Source organism: Burkholderia sp. Ac-20344, assembly GCF_017104975.1.
Classification (GTDB): domain Bacteria; phylum Pseudomonadota; class Gammaproteobacteria; order Burkholderiales; family Burkholderiaceae; genus Burkholderia.
Window position 1 is genome coordinate 1 of sequence record NZ_JAAGPP010000231.1, and the last position, 9,915, is coordinate 9,915.

At 68.3% G+C, this 9,915-nt stretch carries 7 protein-coding genes and 4 pseudogenes; 7 read left to right on the forward strand and 4 right to left on the reverse strand.

The features are described 5' to 3' along the window. The 3 genes and pseudogenes from G3N64_RS36665 to G3N64_RS36675 all read left to right on the forward strand — a co-directional run. Positions 1-304 (forward strand): annotated as a pseudogene (locus G3N64_RS36665) (cytochrome c); the annotation flags it as partial. A 37-nt stretch (positions 305-341) separates the two neighbouring features. Beyond that, the gene (locus G3N64_RS36670; RefSeq protein WP_205788517.1) at positions 342-1,295 is read left to right on the forward strand and encodes an ABC transporter substrate-binding protein; all 954 of its coding nucleotides are present in this window, start codon (positions 342-344) and stop codon (positions 1,293-1,295) included. 88 nt (positions 1,296-1,383) lie between these two features. Next, positions 1,384-2,250 carry an MOSC N-terminal beta barrel domain-containing protein gene (locus G3N64_RS36675; protein ID WP_205788518.1) on the forward strand — a complete coding sequence of 289 codons (867 nt, stop codon included), beginning with the start codon at positions 1,384-1,386 and terminating at the stop codon, positions 2,248-2,250. A 99-nt stretch (positions 2,251-2,349) separates the two neighbouring features. Here the strand turns inward: G3N64_RS36675 and G3N64_RS36680 are convergent, their stop codons facing one another. The 3 genes and pseudogenes from G3N64_RS36680 to G3N64_RS36690 form a co-directional block, all read right to left on the reverse strand. Continuing rightward, on the reverse strand, positions 2,350-3,768 hold the full coding sequence (locus G3N64_RS36680; protein WP_205788519.1) for a sensor histidine kinase: 1,419 nt from the start codon (positions 3,766-3,768) through the stop codon (positions 2,350-2,352). Between the two features lie 58 nt (positions 3,769-3,826). Continuing rightward, positions 3,827-4,507, reverse strand: a complete 681-nt coding sequence (locus G3N64_RS36685) for a response regulator (protein ID WP_069251438.1) — start codon at positions 4,505-4,507, stop codon at positions 3,827-3,829. A gap of 125 nt (positions 4,508-4,632) precedes the next feature. Beyond that, a pseudogene (locus tag G3N64_RS36690) lies at positions 4,633-5,226 on the reverse strand (Bcr/CflA family drug resistance efflux transporter); the annotation flags it as partial. On the opposite strand from G3N64_RS36690, the pseudogene G3N64_RS40065 reads away from it, so the two are divergent. The 4 genes and pseudogenes from G3N64_RS40065 to G3N64_RS36705 form a co-directional block, all read left to right on the forward strand. Continuing rightward, a pseudogene (locus tag G3N64_RS40065) lies at positions 5,205-5,387 on the forward strand (PLP-dependent aminotransferase family protein); the annotation flags it as partial. The pseudogenes G3N64_RS36690 and G3N64_RS40065 sit on opposite strands and share 22 nt — an antisense overlap. Before the next feature lie 218 nt (positions 5,388-5,605). After that, positions 5,606-6,706, forward strand: coding sequence for an ABC transporter substrate-binding protein (locus G3N64_RS36695; protein ID WP_205788520.1), 1,101 nt, complete (start codon positions 5,606-5,608; stop codon positions 6,704-6,706). Between the two features lie 99 nt (positions 6,707-6,805). Further along, entirely contained in the window at positions 6,806-8,575 is a 1,770-nt protein-coding gene (locus G3N64_RS36700; protein ID WP_205788521.1) for an iron ABC transporter permease, read from the forward strand. Continuing rightward, positions 8,568-9,635 (forward strand): ABC transporter ATP-binding protein, encoded by a 1,068-nt coding sequence (locus tag G3N64_RS36705; protein WP_205788522.1) that lies wholly within the window; start codon positions 8,568-8,570, stop codon positions 9,633-9,635. Before G3N64_RS36700 ends, G3N64_RS36705 begins: the two co-directional genes overlap by 8 nt. A gap of 180 nt (positions 9,636-9,815) precedes the next feature. Here G3N64_RS36705 and G3N64_RS40485 read toward each other — a convergent pair. After that, positions 9,816-9,915 (reverse strand): annotated as a pseudogene (locus G3N64_RS40485) (IS110 family transposase); the annotation flags it as partial.

Here is a 9,915-nt window from a genome sequence, read left to right on the forward strand (position 1 = left end):
GGCCGGCACCGCGCGAGCCGATTGCGTCGCGTCGACGCCCGATGCGTGGCGCGCATTCGCGACGATCGCCGGCGTGGCGCCCGACGCGCTCGGCGGCACGCAGCTCCTCGCCGATCGCCGCGGCTGGCTGCGGGCGCGTGCGTTACCGGGTAGCGCGGGCTGGTCGGATGCCGACCTGCTGTGCCGCTCGGACGCCACCGCACGACCGGCCGGATCGGCAGCGAGCCGTGATCCGCTGACCGCGCTGCTACTGCGCGTCGATACGGAACCCGTGCGCGACGTGCAGGCCGGGCTCCCGCACTGAATGAACCCCTGAAATTCCCTTCCAACTGAACTTCACGATGAATCCGACCCGACGCCATTTCCTCGCACAAGCCGGCGCCCTCGCCACGATCGCCGCGGCCCCGGCTGCACTGCGCGCGCAATCGGGCACGCGGCCGCTGTTGCGCGCCGGCGACCAGAAAGGCGGGCTGCGCGCGCTGCTCGAAGCGGCCGGCGAACTGAACGGCCTTGCCTACGACATCGCGTGGACCGAGTTCCCGGCCGCCGCACCGCTCGCCGAAGCGCTGAACGCGGCCGCCGTCGACTGCGGGCCGATCGGCGACGCGCCGGTGATCTTCGCGCTCGCGTCGGGCGCCCGCATCAAGGTGATCGGCGCGAACCGTTCCGACCCGTACGGCACGGCGGTGCTCGTGCGGCCCGACGCGGCGCTGAAAGGCGCGGCCGACCTCAAAGGCAAGCGCATCGGCACCACGCGCGGCTCGATCGGCCACTTCGTCACGCTGAAGGCGCTCGACGCGGCCGGCCTGCCGCCCGACGCCGTATCGTTCCGCTTCCTGCCGCCGGCCGACACGATGCTTGCGCTCGCAACCGGTTCGATCGATGCCTGGGCGACCTGGGAACCCTATACCGCACTTGCCGAAACGAGCGGCCGCGCGCGCGTGCTCGTCAACGGCCGCGGGCTGTGGTCGGGCCTCAGCTACATCGCGGCGACCGACGCGGCGATCGCGTCGAAGCGCGACGTGCTGCACGATTTCCTGCGGCGCGTCGTGCGCGCGCAGACCTGGTCGTACCGGCATGTCGACGCATATTCCGCTGCACTCGCACGCATCATCGGCATTCCGCCGGCGGCCGCGAAGCTGCAGTTCGAGCGCCGCAACACGCGCTGGCTGCCGATCGACGCGACGGTCATCGCCGAACAGCAGCGCACGGCCGACTTCTACCTGAAGGCCGGACTGCTGCGCCAGCCGCTCGACGTGCGCACGACGTTCGACCCGGGCTTCCCGCTCGCATGACCGGCCGTGCGACGGTGCGCCGCCGTCCAAACGGCTGCGGCGCGATCTGGCACAATCGCAGTCTCGTCATCCGCCTTCAGCCAGCGTCATGCCAGCCATCGCCGAACTCTTCGTCTACCCGATCAAATCCTGCGCCGGCATCGCGCTGTCGCGCGCGCAACTGCTCGAAACGGGCCTTGCGTACGACCGCCACTGGCTGATCACCGACCCCGCCGGGCAGATGATCACGCAGCGCACGCACCCGCGCCTCGCACTGATCCACACCGCGCTCGAAAGCGATGCGCTCGTGCTGAACGCGCCGGGCATGCGCGAGATCCGCACGCCGCTCGATGGCGACGTATCGCCCGCCACGCCTAAACTGGCCGCGACGGTGTGGCGCGACACCGTCGACGCGATCGACACGGGCGCCGAAACGGCCGCCTGGCTCACCGAATTCCTCGGCACGCCCACGACGCTCGCGCGCTTCGGGCCGGACGCGCGCCGCGGCTGCAATCGCAAGTGGACCGGCGAGATCGATACGCATACGCAGTTCGCCGACGGTTACCCGCTGCTCGTGATCGGCCAGTCGTCGCTCGACGACCTGAACGCGCGGCTCGCCGCGAAAGGCGCGCCGGCGATCCCGATGAACCGCTTCCGCCCGAACATCGTGGTGTCGGATCTCGATGCGTACGAAGAGGATTTCGTCGAACATCTCGACACGGAAGGCGCGATACCCGTGCGGCTGCGTCTCGTGAAGCCGTGCACGCGCTGCCCGATGCCGACGATCGACCAGGTCACCGGCGCACCCGATCCCGCATGGCCGCACGAGCCGACCGACACGATGCAGACCTATCGCGCGAACCCGAATTTCGACGGCGAGTTGACGTTCGGCATCAATGCGATCGTCGTCGAAGGCGCGGGCACATGGCTCGAAGTCGGCCAGTCGCTGGAAGCGGAGATCGGGTTCGGCGATTGAGTTGCGCGCGCGGAACCGCACCGCGCGCAATTGTCGACTCCCCTCGCAGCCGGGAAGCCCCCGCATGCCGCGAGCCGCTTCCCGCATCGCTACGCGCCATCACGCAGCGCGCGGCCCCGCATCGTTCGCCGCCGGCAACCGGATCGTCACGACCAGCCCGCCACCGTCCGCATCGGCCAGCGTCACGCTGCCCTGATGCACGCGCGCGATCTCTCGCACGATCGACAGCCCGAGCCCCGTCCCTTCGACCGTCTGCGTCTTGCTGCCGCGATGAAAGCGCTCGAACACCGCGTCGCGCTCGTCCGCCGGAATGCCCGGCCCGTTGTCGATGACGTCGAGCCGCGCCTGCTCGCCATCGCGCGACACGCGCACCGTGATCACCGCGCAATCGCCCGCATAACGGATCGCGTTGTCGATCAGGTTGCCGATCATCTCGCCGAGCAGGTCGGACTGCCCGTGCACGTCGATGTCGGCCTCGTGCTCGAAACCGAGATCGATGTCGCGCGCGCGTGCCACCGGCGACCAGTCGAGCGTCACGCTGCGCGCAAGCCGGTGCAGCGCAACCGGCTTGTGCGCGACCGCATGGCCGCTGTCCGAATCGAGCCGCGACAGCGACAGCAGTTGCTGGACGATCTTCGCGGCCTGCCGCACCGCGCCGTTCGCGCGCCGCAGGTGCCCGTTCGCGCGCGGCTGTTCGTCGGGCCGCAGTGCGAGCTCGACGCCTGCCTGCACGGCCGCGAGCGGCGTCTTCAGTTGATGCGCCGCGTCGGCGAAGAAGCGGCGCCGCGCGACCTGCATCCGCTGCGTGCGGCCGATGTACTGGTTGATCGACTCGACGAGCGGCGCAAGTTCGCTCGGCACCGCGCCGGTATCGAGCGGCGTCGTATCGTCCTCGCTGCGCGCGGCGACCGTCGCCGACAGCCGGTTCAGCGGCCGCAGCCCGCGCCCGACGCCGAGCCACACGATGCCGAGCGCCAGCACGACGAGCAGCCCTTCCTGCAGCAGCGAGCCCACCAGGATCTCGCGCGCGAGCGCCTGGCGCGCCTCGATCGTCTCGCCGACCATCACCCATACGATGCGCGACTGCGCGGTCGGTACGTCGTGCACCGGGATGCGCAGCGCGGCCATCCGCAACTGCTCGCCGCGATAGACCACGTCGTAGTAGCGCGTGACGAACAGCGCGCCGTCGCCCGCATCGCGCCCCAGCGGCAGCGGCAGGTCCGGATAGCCGGTGATCGTGTGGCCGTTGTCCTCGCGGATCAGGTAGTAGATCTTGCCGCCGTCGCTCGATTCGAGCATTTCGAGCGCGAGATACGGCAGGTCGACCTCGACCTCGCCGTCGTTGAGCCGCACGCCTTCGCGGATCGACTTCAGCGACGACGACAGCGTGCGGTCGAACGCGACGTGCGCGGCGCTCATCGCGCGCTGGTACGTGAGCCACGAGTCGAGCGCGAGCAGGCCGAGCAGCGGCAGCAGCAGCCACAGCGCGACCTGGGTGCGCAGGTTCGGGCGGATCACCCTGCCTCCCGCCGTGCCGTCCCGCGAAGCAGCGAACGACCGTGAGCGCGGGTGCGGTTCATTCGGCGGTCTCCGCCTTCGCTTCCAGCAGATAACCGAGCCCGCGCAGCGTGACGATCGCGACACCCGTGTTCTCGAGCTTCTTGCGCAGCCGGTACACGTAGATCTCGATCGCATCGGCATTCACCGACTCGTCGAGCCCGAAGATCTTTTCCGACAGCGTTTCCTTGTTGATCGCGCGGCCGTTGCGCAGGATCAGCACCTCGAGCACCGAGCGCTCGCGCGGCGTGAGCGACAGCGGCTCGCCGGCGAGATGGAAACTGCGATCGATACTGTCGTACGAAAGCGGCCCGCATTCGACCCTCGAATGCTCGTGGCCGAGGCTGCGGCGGATCAGCGCGCGGGCGCGCGCCTCCAGTTCGGTCAGTTCGAACGGCTTCGCGAGATAATCGTCGGCGCCGAGATCGAGCCCTTTCACGCGGTCCTCGACCGAGCCGTGCGCGGTCAGGATCAGCACCGGCACCGGATTGCGCCGCGCACGCAGCCGCCGCAGCACTTCCAGCCCGTCGAGCTTCGGCAGCCCGAGATCGAGGATCACCAGCGCGTAATCCTGCGTGCGCAGCACGTGGTCGGCCGCCTCGCCGTCCGCCATGTGATCGACCGCGAAGCGCGCCGCGCTCAGCGCGTCGTTCAGCGACTGGGCAAGGTTCGGATTGTCTTCGACGAGCAGCACACGCATGGGGATTCCGGTAAGGTCAGCGACAGGCCGCTACATTACATGATCCTTTCCAAGGCGACGCCTCGCGGAAACACCGGTTGCGCAGCCGGCGCAGGCACGCGTCGGCCATCCCGGCCGAGCGTCGCTCAGCGCTCGGCGGCGGAACGGTTCCGCGTCGCGAAGCACGAACCGTCGCCTGCGCGCCGCCGCTCGCGCAGGCCGACCGCCACCGCCAGGAACGCGACGCTCGCGCCGACCGTGACGACGATCATCGGGCGTGCGGCGCCATCCGACAGCCACGCCAGCACGCCGCCGCACGCGGCCGTGATCGCCATCTGGATAAAGAAGAACAGCCCGGACGCCGTCCCGGCGATCGTCGTATACGGCTGCATCACCGCAAACTGGCAGGCCGGGATCGCGATCCCGACGGCAATCATCACGAAGAACATCGGAACGACGAGCGCCGCCACCGCCGTCGGCGCGATCGCACCGCCGATCCACAACACGGCGGCGCTGGCCAGATTGACACCCGCCGCCGCCGCGATGACCGAATCGGCCTTCCAGCGGGTGACGGTCCGCGCGAACACGTTCGAGCCGATCAGGTAGCCGAGCACGGTCAGGCCGAAGATCGCGGCGTACACCGGGCCGGATACGCCCCGTTGCCGCTGGAACAGCGTCGACGATTCCGCGATGAACGGGTAGTACGTGCAGTACGCGAATCGACGACACAACGTATGTCGCGCAAGCCCAAGCAGCCGGCATCGAATTGCAGCCGATCCGCGGATTCTGTCGAAGCGCCCGGTGCGAAGCCGGTGTCGTCGTCGGGTATTCCGCACTGACGGCCGCGCACGCGCGGCATGGCGGCCGGATCCTCGGCAAGCTGCTCGCGCAACCCGCGTAGCGGCCGTTGCCAGCGTTGCCGCGCACGGCGGCAACCCGCCTCCCTCCCTTGCCGGATCGTGCCGCGCGCCGCGAAACGCGCGGCCGCCGCCGCTTCGACCTCGGGAAATCCATGACACAAAGGACCCGATTGCGTACCGGAATGAAAGCAGGCTGAAAGTGCGCCGCAATTAACATCCGCTGCACTCGAACAACACCTAGACGTAACTGGAGGAAGACATGCCGTTTGCACCGAAGCACCTCGCCGCCGCGCTGGCGGTCGTTCTGGGCACTGCCGCCGGCAGCGCCGCCGCGCAGGTTCCGGCCGGGTATCCGGGGAGCTACCAGGGCGTGATCGACGCCGCGAAGAAGGAGGGCAAGCTGATCGTCTACTCGACGACCGACACGGGCCTCGTGCGCCCGCTGATCAAGGACTTCGAAAGCCTGTACGGCGTGAAGGTCGAGTACAACGACATGAACAGCACCGAGCTGTACAACCGCTACATCAGCGAGAACGCGGCGAGCAGCACCAGCGCCGACGTGCTGTGGAGCTCGGCGATGGACCTGCAGGTCAAGCTCGTCAACGACGGCCTGATGGCGTCGTACGATTCGCCCGAAAGCGCGAACGTGCCGGCCTGGGCGCAGTACCAGAAGCAGGCGTACGGCACGACGTTCGAGCCGCTCGCGATCGTCTACAACAAGCGCCTGATTCCCGAGAACGAAGTGCCGACCACGCGCGCCGACCTGATCAAGCTGCTCACCACCCAGGCCGACAAGTTCAAGGGCAAGGTCACGACTTACGACATCGAGAAATCGGGCGTCGGCTTCAACTACCTGACGCAAGACGCGCACGTGAACGAGAAGGTCACGTGGGAACTCGTGAAGGCGATCGGCGCGACCGGCCCGAAGCTGCAGTCGAGCACGGGCGCGATGATGGAGCGCATTTCGTCGGGCGAGAACCTGATCGGCTACAACATCATCGGTTCGTATGCGTATGCGAAGGCGAAGAAGGACAAGTCGATCGGTTATGTGTTTCCGAAGGACTACACGCAGGTCGTGAGCCGCCTCGCCACCGTGTCGAAGAAGGCGAAGAACCCGAACGCCGCGAAGCTGTGGGTCGACTACCTGCTGTCCAAGCGCGGCCAGACGCTGATCGCGAACCAGGCAAACCTGTACGCGATCCGCGCGGACGTGACCGGCGAAACGTCGGCCGCGAGCCTCACGAAGGAGCTCGGCGACTCGCTGAAGCCGATCCAGATCGGCACCGGCCTGCTCGTCTATCTCGACCAGTCGAAGCGCCTCGCTTTCCTGAAGCAGTGGCAGCAGGCAATCAAGCGCTGATCCGCTGACTGACTGCCGCCCGCCGCACACGAGCGGGCGGCCCCTTTCCCTCACCGATTTCCTGGAGGCGGCCATCCGGATGGCCGCAGGGGCGAACTCATGCTTTCAACCAGCACACGCGGAACGCCGGCCGTTCCGCCCTCCACCGGCCCGCGCGACGCGATTCCCGCGCTGCCGGTCAACAGCCTGCAGCCGCTCGCCGGCATGCTGCGCTGGATCGTCGTCGCGGTGCTGACCATCGCGGTCGCGCTGCCGCTCGGTTTCATCCTGTTCCAGAGCCTGCTGTCCGCGCCGTTCTTCGATGCGAACAAGACGCTCGGCATCGACGGCTTCCGCTTCATCTTCAGCGATCCCGACTTCTGGTCGGCCGTAAAGAACTCGTTCATCATCGCCGGCGGGATGCTGTTCATCTCGATCCCGCTCGGCGGCATCCTCGCGTTCCTGATGGTGCGCACCGACCTGCCCGGCCGCCGCTGGCTCGAACCGCTGCTGCTCACGCCCGTGTTCGTGTCGCCGATGGTGCTCGCGTTCGGCTACGTGGTCGCGGCCGGCCCGGTCGGTTTCTACTCGGTGTGGTTCAAGGAACTGTTCGGGGTGCAAAGCGTGCCCTGGAACGTGTACTCGATCTTCGCGATCACGGTGATCGTCGGCCTCACGCACGTGCCGCACGTGTACCTGTACTCGTCGGCCGCGCTGCGCAACCTCGGCTCGGACGTCGAGGAAGCCGCGCGCGTGACGGGCGCCCGCCCGTTCCGCGTCGCGCTCGACGTGAGCCTGCCGATGACGATGCCCGCGCTGCTGTTCGCCGGCGTGCTCGTGTTCTTCCTCGGCTTCGAGGTGTTCGGGCTGCCGCTCGTGCTCGGCGATCCGGAAGGCCACCTCGTGCTCGCGACCTACCTGTACAAGCTGACCAACAAGCTTGGCGTGCCGTCGTATCACCTGATGGCCGCGGTCGCGGTGTGCATCGTCGCGATCACGTTCCCGCTCGTGCTGCTGCAGCGCCGGCTGCTGAAGACCGCGAACCGCTTCGTCACGGTGAAAGGCAAGGCCGGCCGCGCGACGGTGCTGCCGCTCGGCGTATGGCGCTGGGTCGCGCTCGCGATCGTCGCGCTGTGGCTCGTGCTGACCGTGATCGTGCCGATCTCCGGCATCGTGCTGCGCGCGTTCGTGACCAACTGGGGCGAAGGCGTCGCGCTCGCCGAAGTGCTGACGCTGTCGAACTTCACCGAGCTGTTCGAGCAGGACAACCTGGTGCGCGCGATCGTCAACACGCTCGGCATCGGCGTGATCGGCGGCGCGCTCGCAATCGGGTTCTACTCCCTCGTCGCGTTCGCCGGCCACCGCCGCCCCGACTGGGCCACCAAGCTGCTCGACTACCTCGTGCTGCTGCCGCGCGCGGTGCCCGGCCTGCTCGCCGGCCTCGCGTTCCTGTGGATCTTCCTGTTCGTGCCCGGCCTGCGCGAGCTGAAGAACTCGATGTGGAGCATCTGGATCGCGTACACGGTCGTGTGGCTCGCGTACGGGATGCGGCTCATCCAGAGCGCGCTGCTGCAAGTCGGCCCCGAACTCGAGGAAGCCGGCCGCAGCGTCGGCGCGACCCGCAGCCGCGTGTCGCTCGACGTGACGCTGCCGCTCGTGCGTTTCGGCCTGCTCGCCGCGTGGCTCCTGATCTTCATGATCTTCGAGCGCGAATACTCGACGGCCGTCTACCTGCTGTCGCCCGGCACCGAAGTGATCGGCGCGCTGCTCGTGTCGCTGTGGGCGACCGGCGCCGTCGACCAGGTCGCCGCGCTTTCTGTCATCAACATTGCGATGGTCGGCGCCGGTCTCGGCGTGGCCCTGCGTTTCGGAGTGAAACTTCATGGATAAGCTCATCGTCGACGATCTGCACCTCAGCTACGGCGCCAATCCGATCCTCAAGGGCGTGTCGTTCGAACTGAAGGCCGGCGAAGTCGTGTGCCTGCTCGGTGCGTCGGGCAGCGGCAAGACCACGCTGCTGCGTGCGGTGGCCGGCCTCGAACAGCCGTCCGACGGCCGCATCCAGCTCGACGACCGCGTGTTCTTCGACGGCGCAAACCGCGTCGACCTGCCCGTCGAACAGCGCTCGCTCGGCCTCGTGTTCCAGTCGTATGCGCTGTGGCCGCACCGCACCGTCGCCGACAACGTCGGCTACGGACTGAAGCTGCGCCGCGTCGCGCCGGCCGAACAGAAGCGCCGCGTGCAGACCGCACTCGACCAGCTCGGTCTCGGCCATCTCGCGGAACGCTTTCCGCACCAGCTGTCGGGCGGCCAGCAGCAGCGCGTCGCGATTGCACGGGCGCTCGTCTACAACCCGCCGGTGATCCTGCTCGACGAGCCGCTGTCGAACCTCGACGCGAAGCTGCGCGAGGAAGCGCGTGCGTGGCTGCGCGAGCTGATCGTGTCGCTCGGCCTGTCGGCCCTGTGCGTGACGCACGACCAGACCGAGGCGATGGCGATGTCCGACCGCATCCTGCTGCTGCGCAACGGCCGCATCGAACAGGAAGGCACGCCGGCCGAGCTGTACGGCGCGCCGCGCTCGCTGTACACGGCCGAGTTCATGGGCAGCAACAACCGGATCGACGCGCGCGTCGCGGCCGTACACGGCGAGCGCGTAACGCTCGCCGGCGACGGTTGGGAACTGCAGGCGCTCGCCCGCGACACCTTCGCGCCGGGCCAGGACGCGCAGGCCGTGATCCGTCTCGAGCGCGTGCAGGTCGCCGACGGCCCGGGCGCGAACCGGCTGCAGGCCGACCTCGTCACGTCGATGTATCTCGGCGACCGCTGGGAGTACCTGTTCCATTGCGGCGAGATGCGCCTGCGCGCGTTCGGCCATGTGCCGCGCGCAGCGGGCAAGCACTGGATCGAATTCCCGGCCAACGACTGCTGGGCGTTCGCGAAAGCGGGCTGACCCGGTCGCGGCGTCCCGCTCGCCGCCGCGCCTGCACACCGCGCGCATCGCGCCATCCGATGACACGCATGTCCGGCGGACGCCTCCCCCGCGACCGCCGCGGCGTGCTGCGCGCCGCATTCGCTTCACCCAGTTTCACCCACTCACAAGAACCCAGCAACCATCTTGAGACCGAACATGTCATGCGCAGTTGAAATCCGCTTGCCAGCGCTGTCCCGTTCGAGCGATGGCGTTGAGCGTGATGAGCAGCTTGCGCATGCATGCGACGAGAGCGACCTTT

Coding starts and splice junctions, on each gene's coding strand:
- G3N64_RS36685 (WP_069251438.1), bottom strand. CDS start 4,507: ATGCGTGTGCTGCTCGTCGAAGACAATCCGAACCTTGCCCAGTCGCTG.
- G3N64_RS36705 (WP_205788522.1), top strand. CDS start 8,568: ATGGATAAGCTCATCGTCGACGATCTGCACCTCAGCTACGGCGCCAAT.
- G3N64_RS36695 (WP_205788520.1), top strand. CDS start 5,606: ATGCCGTTTGCACCGAAGCACCTCGCCGCCGCGCTGGCGGTCGTTCTG.
- G3N64_RS36675 (WP_205788518.1), top strand. CDS start 1,384: ATGCCAGCCATCGCCGAACTCTTCGTCTACCCGATCAAATCCTGCGCC.
- G3N64_RS36700 (WP_205788521.1), top strand. CDS start 6,806: ATGCTTTCAACCAGCACACGCGGAACGCCGGCCGTTCCGCCCTCCACC.
- G3N64_RS36670 (WP_205788517.1), top strand. CDS start 342: ATGAATCCGACCCGACGCCATTTCCTCGCACAAGCCGGCGCCCTCGCC.